The following is a 20913-nucleotide window of genomic DNA, read 5'->3' as shown; positions in this document are numbered from 1 at the left end:
TTCGGGCCTTTTCGGGGGATAGCCCATGGATTTCAGCTGGTCCGAGCTTCTGGTCATCGGGATCGTTGCGCTGATCTTCATCGGTCCGAAGGACTTGCCCGGTATGTTCCAGCAGTTCGGCCGTTTCATGGCTAAGGTGCGGGCCATGGGGCGCGAGTTCAGTCGGGCGATGGAAGAGGCAGCAAAGGAGACCGGCGTCAAGGAGGTGGCGGCGGATCTGAAGAAGGTCGCCAATCCCAAGTCAATGGGGCTGGACGCGGTCAAGTCGGCTGCGGACAAGTTCGAGAAGTGGGATCCTCTGAAGCCTGCGGCGAAGCCGACAGCGACCGGCACCGCACCGCTGACCCCACCACCGATGCCGGCCGCTGCGGCCCCTGTCGCTTCGGCTGCTGCTGCGGCGGCGCCGGGATCGGCGACGGCAGCCTTGGCCGAGACGGTGGCGGCGAAGAAGGCGGCGGCGGCAGAAAAGGCGGCGGCCATCCGCGCGGCGCGCGAGGCCCCGGTTTCCGCAGCAGCCGAGCCGCCGACGCCAAAGCGGGGCGGCCGGGTGCGCAGGAAGGCCGAAAGCGGCACGGGTGAGGGCGCATGAGCGCGAAGGACGAGATTGACGACAGCTCGGCCCCGCTGGTCGAGCATCTGGCGGAACTGCGCAACCGGCTGATCTGGTCGGTTTCGGCGTTCATCGTGGCGATGCTGGCCTGTTTCATCGTGGCCGACCCGATCCTTGATTTCCTGCTGCGCCCGATCGAGCAGGCGATGCGCGATCTGGGCAACCCGAACCCGGTGATGCAATACACCGCCCCACAGGAGTATTTCTTCACGCTGGTCCACATCTCGGTCGTGGCCGGGCTGATGGTCAGCTTTCCGGTCATTGCCTACCAGCTGTGGCGGTTCGTCGCACCAGGGCTTTACCGCAGCGAGAAGCAGGCATTCCTGCCGTTCCTGATCGCCTCGCCCGCGTTGTTCCTGCTGGGCGCGACTTTTGCGCATTATGTGGTCACGCCCATCGCGATGCGGTTCTTCCTGGGGTTCGCGGACAGCGCCTCGCTTCTGTCGGTGCTGGCACCGCTGGTCACCGACACCCCGGCCGATGTGCCGGTGGCTGTGCCGAGCGAGGGGATCGAGATCGTCTTCCAAGGCAAGGTGAACGAGACGCTGGACATCAGCCTGAAGCTGATCATCGCCTTCGGTCTGTGCTTCCAGCTGCCGGTGCTTCTGACGCTGATGGGCAAGGCGGGGCTGGCTACTTCCGCAGGGCTGGCGGGGATGCGGAAATATGCGATCGTGCTGATCCTCGTTGTGGCCGCGCTGGTCACCCCCCCCGATGTGATGAGCCAGCTGATCCTGTTCTTCGCGGTCTACCCGCTCTATGAGGTGTCTATCTTCATGATCCGCCGCATCGAGAAGAAGCGTGAGGCGGAACTGCGCGCCGAGGGTCTGTGGGACGAGGACGAGGCAGACGAGACGGAGAAGCAGGCGTGACTGACGCACTGGAACGGATTGCCGCCGCGTTGGAGCGGCTGGCGCCGGCGCCGATGCCCGCGCCGGATTTCGCCGCCGAGGCCTTCGTCTGGCATACAGGCCCCGACCGTCTGGAGCCTGTGAAGCGCGTCGCACGGGTGGATCTGTCTTTGCTTGTGGGTGTCAACCGGTCGCGCGATACCCTGCTGGAAAACACCCGGCATTTCGCCGCCGGATTGCCTGCGAACAATGCGCTGCTCTGGGGTGCGCGGGGGATGGGCAAGTCAAGCCTCGTGAAGGCCGTGCATGCGAAGGTGCGTTCGGAAGGGCACGACCTGAAGATTGTGGAACTGAGCCGCGAGGATCTGCCCAGTGTCCAGCGGCTTCTGGCGCATCTGCGCGAAGCGCCATACCGGTTCCTGCTGTTCTGCGACGACCTGTCCTTCAGTCATGATGATCAGCACTACAAGAGCCTGAAGGCGGTACTTGACGGCGGGATCGAGGGGCGGCCGGAGAACGTTTTGTTCTACGCGACCTCGAACCGCCGCCACCTGATGCCCCGCGACATGATCGAGAACGAACGCTCCACCGCGATCAACCCTTCGGAGGCGGTGGAAGAGAAGGTTTCCCTCAGCGACCGCTTCGGCCTGTGGCTGGGTTTCCATCCCTGCAGCCAGGACGAATACCTGGAGATGATCCGCGGCTACTGCGCCGCCCATGGGGTGCGCGTGCCGGAGGAAAGGCTGCACGCCGAGGCGGTGGAATGGCAGGCCACGCGGGGCGCAAGGTCTGGCCGGGTGGCATGGCAGTTCTTCTGTGACCTCGCGGCGCGTGAAGGCGTGCGGGTCGCGGTCTGATCCCCGCCAGGCATTCCGGCGCAGATCCCCTTCTTGCGGCTTCGTCTGTTCGTCGTGCGGCCGCCTCGTGTGACCGCGCCGAGATAAGTCACGAACTCATCGACGAGCGTTTCGCGCCGGACTATCGCAGGTACGTCATCGGGTCGATGCTGTCCACGCCCTTCCTGATCTCGAAATGCAGGAAGGCAGGATCAGCCTTGCGCACCACGCCGATGGCCTGCCCGCGGCTGACCGTATCGCCCTTTTTCACCTTCAGCGCGTCAAGGCCGGCATAAACGGTAAGCAGTCCGCCATCGTGCCGGATCACCACGATCGGCACCTGATCGGTGTCGCGGGTAACGGCGGCGACGGTGCCGGCGGCTGCGGCCACAACAGGGGTTCCGGCGGGGGCGGCGATGTCGATGCCCTGGTTCGTGCGCTTGTCGTAGCCGCGGATGATCTTGCCCTGCACAGGCATGCCGAATTTCGAGGCCGAGGCCGCAGTGGCCTGTGCGCCAAGGTCGGGCGAGGGCGGCGTGTCCTTGGGTTTTGCCGCCGCAGGGGTGGTCTTTTCGTCCGGCAGGGGCTTGGCGGCCGAGGGCGGCTCGGGCGTCGGGCTGCCGGCGCCGGGCGGAGTGGGCACAGGTTCGGGGTTCGGGGCGGGCCCGGTGGCGATGGGGATGATCAGGGTTTGGCCCTCGCGCACGGCCATGTCGGGGCCCAGCTGGTTCCAGTCGGCCAGCGCCTTGGCCGAGACATTGTAGGTGCGCGCGATGGTGAAGGCGGTTTCGCCCCGCGCGACGCGGTGGGTTGCAGGTTGGTTCGGGATCGGTTTCGAGGCCGATGGCGCTGGCGTGGCCGGGCCGACCGAGTCCAGCGCTGTGGTTGCGATGGCCGAGATGTCAACGCCGCCGCTGACGGGTGCGCTGCCGCCTATGGTCGCGGGCTGGGGTGTGGCGGCGACGCGGCGGGGCAGCAAAAGCAGCTCGCCCTCGCGCAGCGGATCGGTTGGCCGCAACGCGTTGGTTTGGGCAAGTTCGGTTGCGTTCAGGCCCAGACGACCGGCCATGGACGCCACGGTTTCACCGCGCCGGGCCTTGGCAAGCTGGTAGTCGGGGTAGGAAAGGATGCCGTTGGAATCCGGGGTCGGCGCCCGTGCCGTGGCCTGACGTGCCGCGTCTGCGGTGCTGCCGCCGTTCCCCCGCAGATCCCAGTCCATCTCGCCGGTGTTCACACAGGCCGAAAGCGCAAGCGCGCTGGCCCCCAGCACGAGTGTCGTCCGCAGGGTTCTGCCGATGGTGCGCATTCCGTCCCGCCTCTTTGCTCGACTGCTTCCGGGTTTGCCCGGCTGGTCTGCCATACTACTCGGACCCCAGCCCCTCTACCAGTGGCACAAAGCGCACCGGGCGGAGTTCCTCGTAATCAAACCCGCGTGAGGTGCGGGTGACCTTGATCAGGCTTTGCACCGTATCCGACTGGCCTACGGGCAGAACCATGATGCCGCCGGGCTTGAGCTGTTCCAAAAGCGGGCCGGGCGGGTCTTCGGCGGCGGCGGTCACGAGGATGCGGTCGAAGGGCGCCTGCTCCGGCAGACCGAACGAGCCGTCGGCCGCGATGGCGGTGATGTTGGTGATGTCCAGCTGACGGAACAGATCGGTCGCCTCGCGTACCAGACGACGGTAGCGGTCAACCGTATAGACCCTGCGGGCGAGCTGCGCCAGGATCGCGGCCTGGTAGCCCGAGCCGGTGCCGACCTCCAGCACGGTGTCGCGGGGAGTGACGTTCAGCGCCTGGGTCATCAGTCCCACCACCGAAGGCTGGCTGATCGTCTGACCGCAGGCGATGGGAAGGGGCATGTCCTCGTAGGCGCGCCCGGCAAAGATGCCGCGGACGAAAAGACCGCGGTCAACCATTTCCATCGCGGTCAGCACGCGGGTGTCGGTCACGCCGCGTGATCGGAGGGCAAAGAGGAAGCGCATCTTGCGTTCGGCAAGCGTTTCGGAGGGGTTGTCGTCCTCCGTCCCTGTCATGAGGCAAGCCGCCGTTCCAGATCGGCCAGCAGGTCATGCGCGGTCAGGTCGGCGCGCATCGGCGTGACCGAAATCCAGCCGTCAAGGTTCACCGCCGCGTCCGAGCCGGGCAGCGTGGGCGTGTGCTGGTGGCCACCCTTGATCCAGAGGAACTTGCGGCCTGATGGCGAAAGATGCGGTTCCACCGAAAACGAAGTGTCGCGGCGGAAGCCCTGGGGGGCGACCCTGGTTCCGCGCGTCGCGCTGGCGGGAAGGGGCGGAAAGTTGATGTTGTAGAACACGCGGTAGTCGTCCTGCGTCCAGACCCCCTTGTCCAGCAACGCACGGATCACCGCGGCACCGTGGACGCGGGCGCTTTCGAACGGATCGGCCAGCACCACGTTCTCCGGTCCGAAGAACTGCGACAGCGCAATGGCAGGAACCCCTTGCAGCGCGGCTTCCATCGCCCCGCCGATGGTGCCGGAGTAAAGCACGTTCTCGGCCGCGTTGTTGCCGCGGTTCACGCCCGAAAGCACGAGGTCGGGCTTCGCCCCGTCCAGCACGTCATAGATCGCGGCCAGCACGCAATCGGCCGGGCTGCCTTCAGCGGCAAAGCGGCGGGGGCCAAGCTCGGCGATCATCATCGGATGGGTGTAGCTGATGCAATGCGCGACGCCCGATTGCTCGAAGGCGGGGGCAACGGTCCAGACCTCGCCCCCTGGCCCGGCGATTTCTGTGGCAATTGCGGTCAAGACCTCAAGGCCGGGTGCGTTGATGCCGTCGTCGTTGGTGATCAGGATGCGCATGGGTCCCCCGTGATCCCCCCTGATTAGACGACAGGCGCCCACCCTTCAAGGCGCCATGCCGGGCCAGCATTCACGCAGGAAAGACTTGCACGAGGCCGAATTGCACGCTCAGATAACAATAACAGGGGGGCGCATGGCAGAGACATCGGCAAGGCCCGAGGCGATCCGGGTCGAGGACCTGCACAAGAGCTTTGGCGCGCATGAGGTGCTGAAGGGCGTGTCGCTGACTGCGCGCGAGGGTGACGTGGTGGCGATCATTGGCGGCTCGGGTTCGGGCAAGTCCACGATGCTGCGCTGCATCAACTTTCTGGAAACGCCGTCGTCGGGCCGGATCACCGTTGCCGGAGAGCCAGTGGCGATGCGGGCGGACGGAAGCCCCGCCGACCGGCGGCAGATCGAGCGGATCCGCCAGTCGCTGGGGATGGTGTTCCAGTCCTTCAACCTGTGGACCCACCGCACCGTGCTGGAGAACCTGATCGAGGTGCCGGTGCATGTTCTGAAGACCCCGAAGGAGGAGGCAGTGGAGCGTGCCCGCAAGCTTCTGGCGCGGGTCGGGCTGGCCGAGAAGGAGGCGGCCTATCCCGCCTTCATGTCGGGCGGCCAGCAGCAGCGCGCCGCCATAGCGCGGGCGCTGTGCATGGAGCCCAAGGCGATGCTGTTCGACGAGCCGACCAGCGCCCTGGACCCCGAGCTTGTGGGCGAGGTCCTGCAGGTGATCCGGGGGCTGGCCGACGAGGGCCGGACGATGATCCTCGTCACGCACGAGATGAAATTCGCCCGCGAGGTCGCCGACCATGTGATCTATCTGCACAACGGCCGGATCGAGGAGGAAGGGCCGCCCGATGCGCTGTTCGGGGCGCCCAGATCCGAGCGGCTGAAACAGTTTCTCAAATCCGTCGCATGAGACGGCGGAACCAACCAGCAAGGAGATATCAATGAAGATCAGAACCCTCGCCGCTGCGCTGCTGCTGATGGCCGCCCCAGTCGCCGCGCAGGACGTGAAGGTCGGCATCGCGGCCGAACCCTATCCGCCCTTCGCAAGCCCCGATGCCTCCGGCAACTGGGTCGGCTGGGAGGTCGAGATCATCAATGCGGTCTGTGCCGCTGCCGAGATGAACTGCGTCATCACGCCGGTGGCCTGGGACGGGATCATCCCTTCGCTGACCTCGGGCCAGATCGATGCGATCATGGCCTCGATGTCGATCACTGAAGAGCGGATGAAGACCATCGACTTCAGCGACAAGTATTACAACACGCCCACGGTGATCGCGGCCGCCAAGGGATCGGGCATCACGCCGACGCCCGAGGGGCTTGCCGGAAAGGTCATCGGCGTCCAGGTGGCCACGATCCACGAGGCCTATGTGAACAAGCACTTCGCCGGCTCGGCGGCCGAGATCAAGGTCTATCAGACCCAGGACGAGGCGAACCAGGATCTTGCGGCGGGCCGGATAGATGCGACACAGGCCGACAGCATCGCGCTTGATGCCTTCATCGCCTCGGACATCGGGGCGGCCTGCTGCGAGATCGTGGGCGCGGTGGCCGACGACCCCGAGGTTCTGGGTCTTGGCGTGGGCGTGGGCTTGCGCAAGGGCGAGGACGAACTGAAGGCGAAGTTCAACGCCGGCATCGCCAAGATCCGCGAGGACGGGACCTACGACAAGATCACGGCGCAGTATTTCGCCTCGTCGATCTACGGCGAATGAGGCAGGCGCGGGCGTGCGGCTGATGCCGCGACGGATCCCCCACCCCCATCCTTTCCCCACGCGGGGGAAGGGAGGCGCGCCGACCGGTCGGATGCGCCGGCAAACGGGTGCGGCGCTTCCCTCCCCCTGCGTGAGGGAGGGAGAGGGAGGGGGGGCTGCCGGCCCCCGCGGCGCGCGGGGCGGCCGGCCAGCGGCATTGAGCGCGTGGCGGGGCAAGCCTTGTGTCTCGCCTCTGCGCGCAGGCGCGCAACCGGCTCGGGCGGCGGGGGTTTCCCACCCCCGTATCCCCGTGGATCATTTGCAAGAAGCAAGCTCGGGGGCGGGCGGGCGATGAGCGGGGCGCTGCTGTCCTCGACGCTGGAGCTTCTGGCGCTGAACCCGCCGGGCTGGGGGGCGGTGCTTCTCTGGGGCCTCTGGCATTCGGTGCTGATCGCGGCGGGGGCCTTCGCGCTGGGCCTTGGGATCGGGGTCCTGGGCGCCTATGGCAAGATCTATGGCGGGCCGGTGACGAAGGATCTGCTGGCGGTCTATACCACGGTGGTCCGGGCCGTGCCGGAGCTGATCCTGATCCTGATCCTGTATTTCGCGGTCACTGATGCGCTGAACCAGATCCTGGTCGCCTTGGGGCGCGAGAAGGTGCAGATCTCCGGTGTTGCGGCGGGGATCCTGGTCCTGGGCGTGGTGCAGGGGGCCTATGCGACCGAGGTGCTGCGAGGAGCGATCCTGTCGGTGCCGGCGGGGCAGATCGAGGCCGCTCGCGCCATGGGCATGCCGCCGGTGATGCTGGCGCGACGGGTGACGCTGCCCCTGATGCTGGCGCTGGCCCTGCCGGGGTTGGCGAACCTGTGGCTGATTGCGACCAAGGACACCGCACTTCTGGCTGTAGTCGGGTTTGCGGAACTGACGCAGGCGACCCGGCAGGCCGCATCGACCACCAAGGCCTTCTTCACCTTCTACGCGGCGGCCGGCGTGCTGTATCTGGCGGTCTCGCTTGCCTCTACTCTGATCTTCTCGGTGCTGGAACGGCGCGCGCGGCGTGGGCAGAGGCCGGTGCAGGGATGATCCGGTCGCTGTTGATCCCCCGGCGGCTGGTGATGCTGGCGATCCTGGCGGTGATGGCCGGGCTGGTCGTGGCCTATGGCCGGTGGGAGTGGCTGGGCAATCCGAAGTATCAGGCACTGATCGTGCGGGGGATCGGCAACACGCTGATCCTGCTGGTGCTGACCATGGCGATCGGCATGGCGCTGGCGATCCCGCTGGGCCTGGCGCAGGCGGTGGGACCCTGGTATCTGGCGGTGCCGGCGCGGGTATTCTGTTCGGTGATCCGGGGTACGCCGCTGCTTCTGCAGCTGTTTCTGCTGTATTACGGGATCGGAAGCCTGTTCCCCGGGATCCCCGGCATCCGCGACAGCTGGGCATGGCCGATCCTGCGTGATGCCTGGTATTATGCCGTGGTCGGTCTGTCGCTGTCGGTCGCGGGTTATGAGGGCGAGGTGATGCGCGGCGCCTTCAAGGCGGTTCCGCACGGCCAGCTTGAGGCCGCGCGGGCGATGGGAATGCCGCGTTTGACCATCTTTCGCCGCATCTGGCTGCCGCAGGCGCTGCACCGCGTGCTGCCGACCCTGGGCGGCGAGACGGTGTTGCAGCTGAAGGCGACGCCACTGGTGGCGATGATCACGGTGGTCGATATCTACGCCGTCGCCAGCCGGGTTCGGTCGGAGACACTGATCACCTATGAGCCGCTTCTGCTGCTTGCGGTCGTGTATCTTGGCATCACCGGGGTGATCGTGACGCTGTTCCGCTGGTTCGAGGGGCGGGTGCCGCAGAGGGTGGCCTGAGGCCACGGCATTCGGCTGCTTTTGCAGACGCGGGGCTGGCCGCCCATACGGCAATATCCTGATGGTCGGACTGGTCCGCAGGCAGCAGAGTCAGCGGTTGTCGCGGGGGATGCCGCAAACAACGGCTGCGACGACAACCGTTTACAGCCGCAAACCAGTTCACAGGATTGCCATGAAACCGCATGGCACTGTCCCGCCCAGGTCATATTCGGCACAACTTTAGCGGTCATCCTGTGCATGCGGAAAAACCCTGGGGAGGTCTCTGGTCATGGCTTATCTACTTCGGTTCTGGATGGTGGCATCCGGCAAGGCAGAGGATCGGCGACTGCGCCGGATCGCTTTGATCGGGAAGCATCGCCTTGCAGCGGGTAATCCGGCGGTCAGGGTCTTTTCGGCAAGGGCTGGACGGCCGGGAGCGGTTTGACCGCAGCCAGAGGCCCACAGTGCTTCTGGCGGCCTGGGCCGTGGCGTGATGGGATCAGGCGTCCCTTTGCGCAATCCAGTCGTGGTCGGGATCGTTCTGGAAGCGCCACTTGCGCAGGGGGCCGGCCATGACGTTGAGGTAATACATCTCGTAGCCGTAGGGCGCACCGCAAGGGTGGTGGCCCTTCGGCACAAGCACGACATCATGGTTCTTCACCGCCATCGTCTCGTCCAGCGTGCCGTCTTCGGTATAGACCCGCTGGATGCCGAAACCCTGGGCGGGGTTCAGGCGGTGGTAATAGGTTTCCTCCAGGTAGGTCATGCGGGGGAAGGCGTCCTCGTCATGCCTGTGGCTGGGGTAGCTCGACCAATGGCCGTCAGGGGTGAAGACTTCGGTCACCAGCAGGCTGTCGGCGACCTCGCGGCTTTCCATGGCGATGTTGTTGACATAGCGGGTATTGGTCCCCTTGCCGCGGGGGGTCAGCGTGATCCCCTCGGGGCCAAGGCGCTGCGCCCTGTGCCCCCCCCTGCCCGGCGCCTTGCAGACGCCGATGGTGCAAGGCGTGGTGGCCACGGCCTTCCAGCTTTGCCCGTTCGGGACGTAAAGGCAATGCGGCGGGGTCTTTTCGAACACATCCATCCGGTCGCCCATCTCGCCCCAGTCCTGACCGGCGGCTTGGACCCTGGCCTTGCCCTCGACGATGACGAGGATGACCTCGCGGTCCCCCGTCGCCTCTTCGGCCATGTCGCCCGGTTCCAGCCGGTAGAGCGTAAAGCCCACATAGCCCCAGCCGGCGTTTTCGGGAGTGATCTCATGCACCTTGCCGCGGGTGCCGGTCGGATGGCGGAGGAGGTGGGGCATGGTCCTGATCCTTCAGGAAGGGCGGCTGTGGTCGATCGTCAGGCCTGCCTTGGCGCAGACCTTCAGAATGTGGTCGTAGCCAAGTTTCGAATACTCGTAGGGTGGCGCCTTGGCCGGATCCTGTTCGGCCTCGACAACGATCCAGCCGGCATAATTCATTGCCTTCAGCCTGTCGGTCACGGCCTGAAAGTCGATGCAGCCGTCGCCCGGCACAGTAAAGGCACCGGCGATCACGGCGTCGAGGAAGCTGCGGTTGTTCCGCCGCACGTCCCGGACGACGTCGGGACGGATATCCTTGAAATGCACATGGTGTACCCGGTCGGCCCAGCGGTCGAGAACGCGCAGGACATCGGCCCCGCCGAACAGAAGGTGGCCGGTGTCGAACAGCAGCTTCACTTCGGGTGCGGAACCTTCCATGAGTGCGTTCACGTCATCCTCGGATTCGATGAACGAGCCCATATGATGGTGATAGGCAAGCGTCATGCCCTGATCCGCCATCCATTTCGCCAGTTCGGAAAGCTTCGCGCCATAGGCCTGCACGTCTTCGGCGGCGAATTTCGGGCGGTTGTTGACCGGAACCGCGATGTCGCCCTGAACGGTGTTTGAACATTCCGCATAGACGATGCAGGGGGCGCCTAGGGCCACGAACTGTTCCACCTGGGCGCGTACGGCCTCGATCTCGGTCTTCACGTCGTTGACCAGCAGGTTGCCGGAACACCAGCCCCCACAGAGGTAAAGCCCGTTGGCGTTCAGGTAAGACCGCAGGCCTTCTGTGTCCGCAGGCATGCGGCGGCCGCGTTCGACGCCGGTATAACCGATCTCGCGCGCCTCGCGGAGCGCCTGCTCCATCGTGTAGGCGGCAGTCAGGTCCGGCAGATCGTCGTTCTGCCAGCAGATGGGAGAGATGCCGATCTTGACGCTCATCGCGGGTGCCTTCAGTTCAACAGCCATTGGGCCTTGCGGGCCGCTTCATAGCCCTTGCGGGCCTCGTTCACTTCTGCCCGGTCCGAGACTTCGGGCACCGCCACTTCCCACCAGGTGCCGCCGGCGCCGGTGCCGGGGACGGGGTCGGTGTCGATGACGATCACCGTGGGGATGGTGGCAGTCTTCGCGTCCTTCATGGCGGCCTCAAGCTCGGTGATTGAGCCCGCCTTCACAACGTTTGCCCCCATGGCGCGCGCATGGGCGGCAAAGTCGATTTCGGCAGGGTTCACATGATAGGCATCCTGCAACAGGTTGTTGAAGGGCGCCCCGCCTGTGGCCTTCTGCAGCCGGTTGATGCAGCCGAAGCCGCGATTGTCTGTCAGGACCACGGTGAAGGGAATGCCCATCATCACGGCGGTCGCAAGTTCAGAATTGGCCATCATGTAGCTGCCGTCACCAATCATGCAGACGACATGGCGATCGGGCCGGGCCATCTTGATGCCCATTGCGCCGGCGATTTCGTAGCCCATGCAGGAAAAGCCGTATTCCATATGATAGCCGCCACGGGACGCCTTCCATAGGACATGCAGGACGCCCGGCATCGAGCCCGAGGCGGACATGACGATGGCATCCTTTCCTGTGGTGCGCTGGACCGCGCCCACCACTTGCGCGTCGGAGGGAAGTGCATTGCTCGTCGGTGCGGCGGTCAAGGTGTCGGTGGTCTGGAACCAGCGGGCGCGCAGGGCGAAGTCGGGGTCGGGGAAGCGATGGTCACCCAGCGCCGCGGACAGCTTTTCCAGCGTCACCTTCGCATCGCCGACAAGGGGTTGGGCCGCGCGCTTGTGCGCGTCGTAGCCGTGGATGTTGATCGACAGAAGCTTGCGGCCGGGGCGCGAGAACACCGTCCAGCTGCCGGTCGTGAAGTCCTGGAAGCGCGTGCCGACACCGATCACCAGATCGGCCCCGGCCGCAAGTTCGTTGCCGCAACCGGTGCCTGTCACGCCAGGAGAACCGAAGTTGAGCCGCTCCTCCCAGTCCACAGAGCCCTTTCCGGCCTGAGTTTCGACGATGGGGATGTTGTGGGCGCGCGCGAAGTCAATCAGTGTCTGTTCGGCACCCGAATATATCACGCCGCCGCCGGCCACGATCAGCGGGGTGGTGGCAGCACGGATCGCGGCGACGGCAGCCTCAAGCTCGCGCTGGTCGGGTTCGGGGCGACGGATGTGCCATACGCGGGGCTCGAAGAACTCGGCCGGATAGTCGTATGCCTCGGCCTGGGTGTCCTGGCAGAAGGCCAGGCAGACGGGGCCGCAGTTCGCCGGGTCGGTCATTACCCGCAGCGCGCGGGGCAGCGCAGTCAGGATGTGTTCCGGCCGGCTGATCCGGTCGAAATAGCGCACCACGGGGCGGAAGCAGTCGTTGGCCGAAACGGTCGCGTCATCGAAATCCTCGATCTGTTGCAGCACCGGATCGGGCGCACGGCTGGCAAAGACGTCGCCGGGGATGAACAGGACGGGCAGGCGGTTCACGTGGGCGACGGCGGCCGCCGTGACCATGTTGGTGGCGCCCGGCCCGATGGACGAAGTGACGGCCATCGCCTTCCGCCGACCCTGCGCCTTGGCATAGGCGACAGCGACATGGGCCATCGTCTGTTCATTGTGGCCGCGCCAGGTGGGCAGGGCATCGCGGTGGGCGTGCAGTGCCTCGCCCAGGCCGGCGACATTGCCGTGGCCGAAAATCGCCCACACGCCCTCGATGAAGCGCGAGCCGTCCTCGGCCTTCTGGGCCGAAAGCCAGCGCACCATGGCTTGGGCGGCAGTCAGACGGATCGTGGTCATTGCGTTCCTCCCTCGCGCGCCGCGTCCCAGACAGAGCACAGGCGCCTGTAGCGTTCGGTCATCATCACGACGGCCTGGGCATCCGTCATCTCGCCCTTCAGCCAGCCGCGGGCCGCATCGCCAAAGATCGTGCGACCGATGGCGAAACCCTTCACCAGGGGCTGCCGGGCGGCAAGCGCCAGCGCGGCGGCCAGTTCCGTCTCTGGGGCGTCCAGCCCAAGGACCACAACGCCACGGGTGTGCGGGTCGTTGCGGGTGATCGCCGAACAGGCCTGTTCCCAGGCGGCGTCGGTGGTGAAGGGCTCCAGCTTCCACCAGTCGGGGTAGATGCCAAGGTCGTAGAAGCGCTGGATCACCCTGGCCGAGGTGTCGTCAGTGACGGGGCCGACCTTCGAGGGGATGATTTCCAACAGCAGCTCAAGCCGATTGCGGCGCGCCGCGTGGAAAAGGCGGCGGACGGTCTCTTCCTGCGCGGCCTTCGTCGCGGCGTCGTCCTCGGGGTGATAGAAGCACAGCACCTTGACCACATGGGTCAGCGGCCATTCCTGCAGGCCGCCGAAATCCGGGCCAAGCTCGGGCTCTAGCGTCAGTGGGCGTGATCCTGGCCATTCCACGGGCCGGCCGATCCAAAGGCCGGTTCCTGCTGCACGATACAGGGCGTCGCGCCCCAGGCGGCTGTCGCACAGGATGCCGTAGCCTGGCTGTCCATTGGCTGTGGCCAGGGCTGCTTGCAGGCAAAGTTCCTTAAACTGACCGATTCTGGCGGGCGTTGCGCCTTCCATCGTCTCAAGTTGCAGGCGATGATCAAAGGCAAAGACCCGCATCGTGGGCCAGTCCCCGTGCCGGTTGGTGGACCAGTGGATCTGTTCCAGTTCGGCGTCCTTGCGAAGTGCTGGCGTGACGATCCCGCGGTGCAGGAAGAACTGCAACTCCTGCCAGCTTGGGTAGGCCGGGGTGCAGCCGTGGCGGGAAACGGCGAAGGCGCCGCAGGCATTGGCGTATTTCAGGGCGACAGGCCAGGGCTCGCCGTCCAGCCAGCCTTTCAGCAGGCCCGACATGAACCCGTCCCCCGCGCCAAGGACGTTGAAAACCTCTATCGGAAAGCCGGGGCCGGTTTCGCCGTCGTCCAGGCTGTCGGGGATGGCACCGGTGAAGGCGACTGCGCCCATCGGGCCGCGCTTGCAAACTAGGGTCGCCGCACTGACGGCCCGAACGGCGCGCAGCGCGGCGATCGTGTCGGTGCTGCCACCGGCGATGTGGAATTCCTCTTCGGTGCCGACGATCAGGTCGAACAGGTGAAGGGTGGATTGCAGCTTTGCCGTGACCTGAGCGCTTTCGATAAACCGGCTTTCGCCGTCGCCATGGCCAGCCAGGCCCCAGAGGTTCGGCCTGTAGTCGATGTCCAGCGCGGTTTGCGCCCCGTGCTTCCGTGCAAGGGCAAGGGCCTTCAGAACGGCAGCTTCGGTGCGCGGGTGGCTGAGGTGGGTTCCGGTGGCCACGACCGAACGCGCCTCGGCGATGAAGGCTTCGTCGATGTCGTCCTCGCAAAGCGCCATGTCGGCGCAGTTCTCCCGATAGAAGATCAGCGGAAACTGCCTGTCGTCGCGGATACCCAGAAGGACAAGCGCGGTCAGCCGTTCAGGGTCGGTCTTGACGCCGCGCACGTCCACGCCTTCGCGGGCAAGCTCTTCCCGGATGAAACGGCCCATGTGTTCGTCTCCGACCCGCGTGATGAGGGCGGATTTAAGGCCCAGGCGCGCGGTGCCGGCAGCCATGTTGGTGGGGCTGCCGCCGATGTATTTCTGGAACGAGCCCATGTCCTCCAGCCGGCCGCCGATCTGCGCGCCGTAAAGATCGACCGAGGACCGGCCGATCGTGATGACATCAAGGGTCTTTGCAGGCTGAGGCATGGCGGGTTCCGGGCCTGAGTCGGGATAATGGAATGAATATTCCATTCTGATGAAGCGGGGAAGCCCTAAACTTCGCGCCGGGCGGCCACGGCCAAGGCAAGCGCAAGGGCCAGGGCGATGGCCGCCGAGAGCGAGCGGAAGGCACCGAAATCGACCTCGGTCACGGTCAGGATGGCATCGGCCGTCGGGGCAAGCCTGGTCGCGGGCGGATCGGTCAGGATGACCACTGGCAGCCCCCGCGCGCGGGCCTCGCGTGCAATGGTCAGGGTTTCTTCGGAATAGGGGGCGAAGGTGATGGCCAGAAGCGCATCGCCAGGCCGCAGCGCCGAAAGCTGCCCAAGCCCCGCCACCCCGTCATGCAGAACCGTCGGAACCCCAAGCTTGTCAAAGACATAGGCAAGATAGGCGGCAACGGGAAAGGACCGGCGGAAGCCGGCCAGGTGGATCGCGTCAGCCCCGGAAAGCAGAGTAACGCATTGATCCAGCTTTGTTTCGTCTAGATCCTGCGCCAGACGTTCCATTGACTGTCGTCCCGCCTCGACAAATTCGGCCACAAGGGCGGCGGGGCGGTCGGCGCCCCCGGCCTTCAGTCTGGACAGACGGGTGGCATAATCCGGTGCCGGGCCAATCAGGGCAGCGCGAAAGAGGCGCTGCATTTCCGCATAACCCGAGAAGCCGAGCAGTTGGCAGAACCGCATCACGGCAGATGGCGGCACACCTGCCGCCGCCGCAACCTGCGCGACGGTCGATAGCGCAATGCTGTCGGGATGGGCGGCAATATGATCCGCACATTGTTGCAGGCGGCGCGGCAAGTTGCCGGACATCCGCGCCATCCGGTCCAGCAGTGCGGGGATGGTGGCAGGCGGGGCGTCGGTCATGGCTGGCTCGGGCTGACTGAACTGCGAGCATAACATATGGAATGAATGTTCCAAGATTATTCGCAGCGGTCAGCCAGGGCGCCGGCACCTGGTGGCGCCATGGTCGGCTGGGCAGGCTGCAACGCAGGTGCTGGCAACCCTGTCGCAGGGGCCGGGGGTACGGTCATCTCTGTCTGCCCTGGCCTAAAGGCAAAGGCCCCCACGCCTTGCAGCGCGAGGGCCGGAAGTCGGGCCGCAAAAGGCGCTACTGGCTGAGCTTGTTGTATTCAGCCAGGCCGGTGGCCAGGATATCGTACCATTCGCCGGATTCGCGCATTTCGGTGATGCCTCGGTTCAGCATGGCAATATAGACGCGGCCGCGCGGATTGCTTTTCGCAGTGATGAAGTGATAGCTGATGAAGGTTGCCAGCGCCGGGTTGGTGGACACGCGGTCGCCGGCATTCAGTTCCTTGAAGTTCGAAGCCGAGGTTTCTGCCTCGATCGAGTAGAGGTCGACCTCGCCGTCCAGCAGCATCCGCGCACAGTCGAGCGGCGACTTGGGGTGAACGTAGGACACCAGCGGTTCGACCAGGCCCTGCACCTCGAGATCGCTGATCGGCCATGCGTCGGGACGGCAGATCCTTGCGCCGGCATAGTCGCTGAAGCTGCGGGCGTTGGCATACTTGCTGTCGGCCAGCGTGTTGAACGCATAGGCGGTCTCGTAGATCGGCAGCGAGAAGTCGAATTCGGTGCACATGCGAACCGAGAATTCGCCAAGCATGTCAAGCTTCGAACAGTCTGGCGCTTCCCAGGCGATCGACACGTCGAAGGCACCCGATGGCAAGAGTGTCTCGATGTGCGACATCCAGTGGTCTACATAGGCCACGGTATAGTCGCGGTCGTTCCCGCCGCGCTGCATGGCGGTGGTTGCCATCCGTACGAAGATGCCGCCGCCGGTCAGGGATTCGTCGGTGAACGGCGCCCAGTCGTTCGAAGTGACGAACTTCAGCGGCGGTTCATAGACATTGCTTTTCTTCCGGTTTGCTTCCTGCCGCGCGCTTTCGCGTTCGATGACCGCGCTCAGTTCCGAATCCGGCGTCAGACGCCCGTCCTCGCAGGGCAGGATCAGTTGCAGCCCGGCCGGCAGACTGTTCGGATTCTGCGCAAGTGCGTCGCGGTTGGCGTTGAAGATCATCTGGTAGTCATAGGAACCGTAAGCGGCCTGGGCGATCGAGCCGAGGGTATCCCCATCCTTGACCGTATAAGTCGTGCAGGCCTGCTGGGCCGAGGCAATCGCAGGGGCCAGGATCAGGACCGCAGCCAGCGCAGTCGACCGGTAATTGTGAGATGCAGTCTTCATCTTTGTCACGTCCTTCTGACGACTGGTGCCTTGGTGTTCGCGGTGACGTTTCCGAAACAATCCATGAATGGTGCTAGCAAGCCTTCCTGAAGTGGCACGATTAAGGCAATTCGGTGGATTCAAACGAGCAATTCGCCTTCGGGGTGAGTTGCGGTGTGAAAAGGGCGCCGCATAGCTGTCTTGGGGTTGCATTTGACCCGCGCATCCAACGCATGGGCGCGGCCAACTTCTGATCGTTCAGGAAACAAATCCCGCGATCTTGCGCGCTGGGCCTGCCGTGCGGGCGGAAAGGGCAGCATCTGTGCCGATCACGCCCGGCCTATTGCTGAAGCTGCGCGTTCTGGCTGAGCGCGGTCGATACAATGTCGTACCACTCGCCCGACTCGTACATCTCGATCAGCCCTTCGTCCATCACGCCGATCATGGCAACTGCGGCTGGGTTGGACTTGTGCGCGATGACATGCAGGCTTTGCAGCGTGAAGAGATGCGGGTTCTGGGCGAACCGTTTCGAAAGACCCAGCCTCGCAATGGTGGAATCGCCCACTTCGACGTCGATCGAAACCAGATCGACCTTGCCCGCCTCAAGGGCTTCGAAACAGTCCACCGCCTCGATCGGGCGCATCAGTTCGACCACGGGGACCGACAGGCCGACAGCATCCAGAACCCCGGTGGTGAAGCCTTCGGGGCGGCAGATGCGCTTTCCCTCGAAGGCCGCATAGCTGGTTGCATCCACCAGATCGCTGTCGCTGCGCGCAAAGAAGCCATCGACAATTTCGTAATAGGGCGCTGAGAAGACGAAATTGTCGCACCGCGCCTGATCACCCGGAGAAAGGATCGTCGTCCCTTCGCAGTCGGGCTTGAGCCAGGGGAAGCTGAGATCATAAGCCTGCGACGGCAGCAGCGCGTCGATATGCGCCTGCCAGTCGCTGATGAAGGTCAGGTTGTAGGTGATGGCGGGATCGGCGCGAAAAATCGCCATTTCCACAAGCTGGGTGAACATGCCGCCGCCAGGCAGGGTCTTGTCGGCGAAGGGGGCATAGCCGTTCCCGGTAACGATGCGCACGGGCGGGGCCGGTTGCGGCACGGGCGCGCCGGCATCGGCCGCAGGTGCCGCGGCTGCGGTCACGGGCGGCTCGGCTTCGGTGTTCTCGACAGATGTTTCGGCCGGAAGCACGGTCACGACTTCCGTCTGGTCTGCGGCGGGGTTCATGGCATCGCCGACTACGGCAGACCCGCCTGGGCCAGCCGCACCCATCTCCACCGGGGCGTTCGGATCGCAGGGAATGACCAGCCGTGAACCCACGGCGATCAGGTCTGCCTTGGCACCGATGACGGCAATATTGGCTTCATAGATCACGCGGAAGAGGTCGGGGTCGCCATAGGCCTTGCGGGCGATGCGGCGCAGGTTGTCGCCGGGGGCGATCGTGTAGGTCGTGCAGGCCTCTTGCGCCTGAACCGCTCCACCGGACAGCAGCGCCGCTGCGCAGCCGATCCACAATGTCCTAGCCGTCATCGTCATCCATCCGCTCCTCTGCCCGGGCGCCATAGGCAGCCCAGCGGGCATTGCATCGACCCGGCCGCGTCGCCGCGGCGGGATTGGAAACCACTTTNTCGACCCGGCCGCGTCGCCGCGGCGGGATTGGAAACCACTTTCGGTACCTGCGCTCAGGAGTCCGGAGTGCCGGCGCTCCATGTCTCCCGCCTGGCGACGGCCTGGTCGAGCAGGTCGATCAGGATGTCCAGCTCGTGACCCGGCGCATAGGGTGTGCCCTGTTCCCGCGAGGGGTCGTCAGGGGCCGGCGATCGTTCGTGCCGGCGCTCGCCGCGCGGTCTTGTCGCTGCCTGTGCCATCTGGTGCCTCCTTACCGCGCGACAAGCTGCATCGCGGCGACTGTCACGCGGTTGTTGCGAATGATCGAGAACTCCGTCTCGCGCGCGCCGAGCCCGACCAGATCATTCATGATCGTTTCCAGTGACTGTGGTCCGTCCAGGGCGGTGCCAGTCGTCTTGTCGCGGAACAGAACATCGCCAGGTTGCAGGGCGGCCGGCGATGCCTGTGGCACGCTGTCCACCACGGTGCGCCATTCGCCATCGGTGCTAGCGATCGAGACGGTCAACCCGTTGGCAAGGCTGACGATCCGCTTGGCCTTGACTGTAAGCAACCCGGTCTGCCGATCCTGCCCGGACGCCAGCGAATATTCCACCACCACGCGTGCCCGCCCGTCGGGATCGACGTTCAGCGCATTCAGGATGGCCGCCGCAATGCTGCCGCTTTGCTGGACATCGGTGCCGTTGACGGAATGGATCACCAGGCCCGGAGCCAGCCATGTACCGGTCTCGGCGAGGTCGGCAGTCGGCAGAAGCCGTTCGATGACGGCGACCCGGCGATTGGCGACAAGTCGGTTGCCTTCGATGAAGGGCATTTCCACATCCCAGGCCGCAAAGCTGATCTGGTTTTCCAGAAGTTCGGTTGTCGGGACGGCCGGTTCCGGCGCAGCGTCTGCCCTTTCCGGCGCTGCGGCTGTCGGTTCAGGTGCTGCGGTTGTCGGTTCAGGTGCTGCCTGCTGTGCCTCGACTGCAAGGTCCGTTCCCGTTACGGCAACAGGCGCGGCAGGCACTAAGGTTTGGGCCGTGGCGACAGGGTCTTCGGCCTTGGGTGTCTCTGGTGCTGCCGCCGCGGCGGTTTCATCTGACACCGGTGCAACTTCGGGAATCGGCTTGCCCTCGGTCGCCGGTGCTGGTGCAGCTGCGGGTGCCGACTCGGGCGGGGCAGAGGCAGCGGGCGCAGGAGCGGTTGGGGTAGCCGAGGCAAGGGTCGGTTCGGACGCGGGCGGTGCCTCGGTGCCGCGCAGCAGCACCATCCCGCCGCCCACCAGGGCCAGGACGACAACAATCCCCGCAGCTACCTGGACCAGTCCGACGCCGCCGCCCTTCTCGGAGGTGGCCTCTGCCTGCGGTTGCGTCTGTGCAGCTGTCAGCGGGGGCGTCGCCTCTGGTGCTGTTGGGGTCGGCTTGTCCGCAGCAGGCGATGCCGTGGCCGGCGCATCCGCGGCCTTTGCGGGATCCCTGAGGGAGGACTGAACCATCTGATGCACGGCAGCCGCGACGGGATCAACCGGACGCAGCGTTCGTGCCGCCGCCGGGCCCGACTTGAAGAAGGACAGCCATTCCTGCGCCGATTGCAGGCGCTGCTTCGGAAGGGTGTTCAGCGCAGTGTCGATGGCGCGCAGGAAGCCCGGCGGATAGCCCGGAAAGCGACCCTCGAGCGGCAGATAGGGATCGGGGCGGTCCTCTGCCAAGGCGGCCAGGCGCGCCTGCCCGTTGACCGGAGCCTGGCCGGAGATCAGGTGATAAAGGGTGGCGCCCAGGGCATAAAGATCGCTCCAGGGGCCCTGTTCAGACCCGGCGATGTAGAATTCCTGCGGCGAGTAGCCGTCCTTGACCACCCGCAGTGCCGACATGGCGCGGCTTTTCTGGCTAGCCTGTTCCCGCGCAGCGCCGAAGTCGATCAGGATCGGCTCACCCGCGCGGTCGATCAGCACGTTGTCGGGCGAGATGTCGCGGTGCAGCATGTCGTTGGCGTGGATGAAACCAACCGCTTCCAGCAGCTTTTCCGTGATCCGCACGATCCCATCCGGGCCGGGCATGGTGCCCTGGCCGTCGATGATCTGCTGAAGGTCCAGCCCGTCGACATAGTCGATGGCCATGTAGGCGGTGCCGTTGTCCTCGAACACCTGGTGCACGGCGACGATGTTCGGATGCACGATCTTGGCCAGGTTGCGCGCCTCGCGCACAAAGAGCTGCACGACCGACCGCAGCTCGGCCGAATGGGCGCGCGAGCGTGCGGTCACCATGGTCTGCGAACGGCGGCAGAAGGACGATGGGAAGCATTCCTTGATCACCACGTCGCGATCCAGGCTGTCCTTGGCAAGGTAGGTGATCCCGAACCCGCCGCTGTTTAGGAAGCGGGTGATCGTATACTGGCCCTTCAGCAGCTTGGTCCCGGGCTGCAGTTCATCGACCAGATCTTCAAGTTCTTCGGCCGGAGCCTCGATAGCCGTTTGCTGAGCCATCTCGCCCTTCCTT

General features: G+C 65.3%; 19 protein-coding genes. 7 read left to right on the top strand and 12 right to left on the bottom strand.

The genetic code is table 11. The features are described from left to right. Positions 1 to 25: 25 nt before the first annotated feature. From tatB to EZM81_RS14570, 3 genes are read left to right on the top strand one after another with little or no spacing between them, the layout of a single operon-like run. Complete coding sequence (gene tatB / locus EZM81_RS14580) at positions 26 to 589, top strand: Sec-independent protein translocase protein TatB (RefSeq protein WP_136646210.1); 564 nt, start codon at positions 26 to 28, stop codon at positions 587 to 589. Beyond that, complete coding sequence (gene tatC, locus EZM81_RS14575; protein ID WP_136646209.1) at positions 586 to 1482, top strand: twin-arginine translocase subunit TatC; 897 nt, start codon at positions 586 to 588, stop codon at positions 1480 to 1482. The genes tatB and tatC overlap by 4 nt, the downstream gene beginning before the upstream one ends. Next, on the top strand, positions 1479 to 2318 hold the full coding sequence (locus tag EZM81_RS14570) for an ATP-binding protein (protein WP_248298235.1): 840 nt from the start codon (positions 1479 to 1481) through the stop codon (positions 2316 to 2318). Before tatC ends, EZM81_RS14570 begins: the two co-directional genes overlap by 4 nt. A 121-nt stretch (positions 2319 to 2439) precedes the next feature. Here EZM81_RS14570 and EZM81_RS14565 read toward each other — a convergent pair whose 3' ends face one another. Genes EZM81_RS14565 through surE form a run of 3 tightly spaced genes read right to left on the bottom strand, consistent with a single transcriptional unit; the run spans position 2440 to position 5112 of the window. After that, positions 2440 to 3603 (bottom strand): peptidoglycan DD-metalloendopeptidase family protein, encoded by a 1164-nt coding sequence (locus EZM81_RS14565; protein ID WP_136646208.1) that lies wholly within the window; start codon positions 3601 to 3603, stop codon positions 2440 to 2442. A gap of 55 nt (positions 3604 to 3658) precedes the next feature. After that, positions 3659 to 4327, bottom strand: coding sequence for a protein-L-isoaspartate(D-aspartate) O-methyltransferase (locus EZM81_RS14560; RefSeq protein ID WP_135450684.1), 669 nt, complete (start codon positions 4325 to 4327; stop codon positions 3659 to 3661). Continuing rightward, the gene (gene surE / locus EZM81_RS14555; protein WP_135450685.1) at positions 4324 to 5112 is read right to left on the bottom strand and encodes a 5'/3'-nucleotidase SurE; all 789 of its coding nucleotides are present in this window, start codon (positions 5110 to 5112) and stop codon (positions 4324 to 4326) included. Before surE ends, EZM81_RS14560 begins: the two co-directional genes overlap by 4 nt. Before the next feature lie 133 nt (positions 5113 to 5245). Between surE and EZM81_RS14550 the strand changes: the two genes are divergently transcribed. The 4 genes from EZM81_RS14550 (at position 5246) to EZM81_RS14535 (ending at position 8653) form a co-directional block, all read left to right on the top strand. Next, on the top strand, positions 5246 to 6016 hold the full coding sequence (locus EZM81_RS14550) for an ABC transporter ATP-binding protein (protein ID WP_135450686.1): 771 nt from the start codon (positions 5246 to 5248) through the stop codon (positions 6014 to 6016). Positions 6017 to 6047: 31 nt separating this feature from the next. Continuing rightward, entirely contained in the window at positions 6048 to 6815 is a 768-nt protein-coding gene (locus EZM81_RS14545) for a transporter substrate-binding domain-containing protein (RefSeq protein ID WP_135450687.1), read from the top strand. 330 nt (positions 6816 to 7145) lie between these two features. Further along, positions 7146 to 7877, top strand: coding sequence for an ABC transporter permease (locus tag EZM81_RS14540; RefSeq protein ID WP_135450688.1), 732 nt, complete (start codon positions 7146 to 7148; stop codon positions 7875 to 7877). Next, complete coding sequence (locus tag EZM81_RS14535; protein ID WP_135450689.1) at positions 7874 to 8653, top strand: ABC transporter permease; 780 nt, start codon at positions 7874 to 7876, stop codon at positions 8651 to 8653. Before EZM81_RS14540 ends, EZM81_RS14535 begins: the two co-directional genes overlap by 4 nt. 478 nt (positions 8654 to 9131) lie before the next feature. Here the strand turns inward: EZM81_RS14535 and iolB are convergent, their stop codons facing one another. The 9 genes from iolB to EZM81_RS14490 form a co-directional block, all read right to left on the bottom strand. After that, positions 9132 to 9938, bottom strand: a complete 807-nt coding sequence (gene iolB, locus EZM81_RS14530) for a 5-deoxy-glucuronate isomerase (protein WP_135450690.1) — start codon at positions 9936 to 9938, stop codon at positions 9132 to 9134. A 12-nt stretch (positions 9939 to 9950) separates the two neighbouring features. Beyond that, positions 9951 to 10862: a myo-inosose-2 dehydratase gene (gene iolE, locus EZM81_RS14525; RefSeq protein WP_136646245.1), complete on the bottom strand. Its 912-nt coding sequence runs from the start codon at positions 10860 to 10862 to the stop codon at positions 9951 to 9953. 11 nt (positions 10863 to 10873) lie between these two features. After that, a complete protein-coding gene (iolD, locus tag EZM81_RS14520; protein WP_136646207.1) occupies positions 10874 to 12700 on the bottom strand; it encodes a 3D-(3,5/4)-trihydroxycyclohexane-1,2-dione acylhydrolase (decyclizing) in 1827 nt (608 codons plus the stop codon). Next, positions 12697 to 14610, bottom strand: coding sequence for a 5-dehydro-2-deoxygluconokinase (gene iolC, locus EZM81_RS14515; protein WP_136646206.1), 1914 nt, complete (start codon positions 14608 to 14610; stop codon positions 12697 to 12699). Before iolC ends, iolD begins: the two co-directional genes overlap by 4 nt. Before the next feature lie 65 nt (positions 14611 to 14675). Beyond that, positions 14676 to 15488: a MurR/RpiR family transcriptional regulator gene (locus EZM81_RS14510; protein WP_136646205.1), complete on the bottom strand. Its 813-nt coding sequence runs from the start codon at positions 15486 to 15488 to the stop codon at positions 14676 to 14678. Positions 15489 to 15732: 244 nt separating this feature from the next. Next, on the bottom strand, positions 15733 to 16827 hold the full coding sequence (locus EZM81_RS14505; protein WP_135450695.1) for a LysM peptidoglycan-binding domain-containing protein: 1095 nt from the start codon (positions 16825 to 16827) through the stop codon (positions 15733 to 15735). Between the two features lie 319 nt (positions 16828 to 17146). Then, positions 17147 to 18346, bottom strand: coding sequence for a transporter substrate-binding domain-containing protein (locus EZM81_RS14500; RefSeq protein ID WP_136646204.1), 1200 nt, complete (start codon positions 18344 to 18346; stop codon positions 17147 to 17149). A gap of 146 nt (positions 18347 to 18492) precedes the next feature. Continuing rightward, entirely contained in the window at positions 18493 to 18678 is a 186-nt protein-coding gene (locus EZM81_RS14495; protein ID WP_135450697.1) for a hypothetical protein, read from the bottom strand. Positions 18679 to 18689: 11 nt separating this feature from the next. After that, positions 18690 to 20900, bottom strand: a complete 2211-nt coding sequence (locus EZM81_RS14490) for a serine/threonine-protein kinase (RefSeq protein ID WP_136646203.1) — start codon at positions 20898 to 20900, stop codon at positions 18690 to 18692. Positions 20901 to 20913: the final 13 nt, after the last annotated feature.

The sequence above is a fragment of the Tabrizicola sp. YIM 78059 genome (assembly GCF_004959785.1).
GTDB classification, from domain to species: domain Bacteria; phylum Pseudomonadota; class Alphaproteobacteria; order Rhodobacterales; family Rhodobacteraceae; genus Tabrizicola; species Tabrizicola caldifontis.
This window is presented reverse-complemented; position numbering and strand designations above follow the sequence as displayed.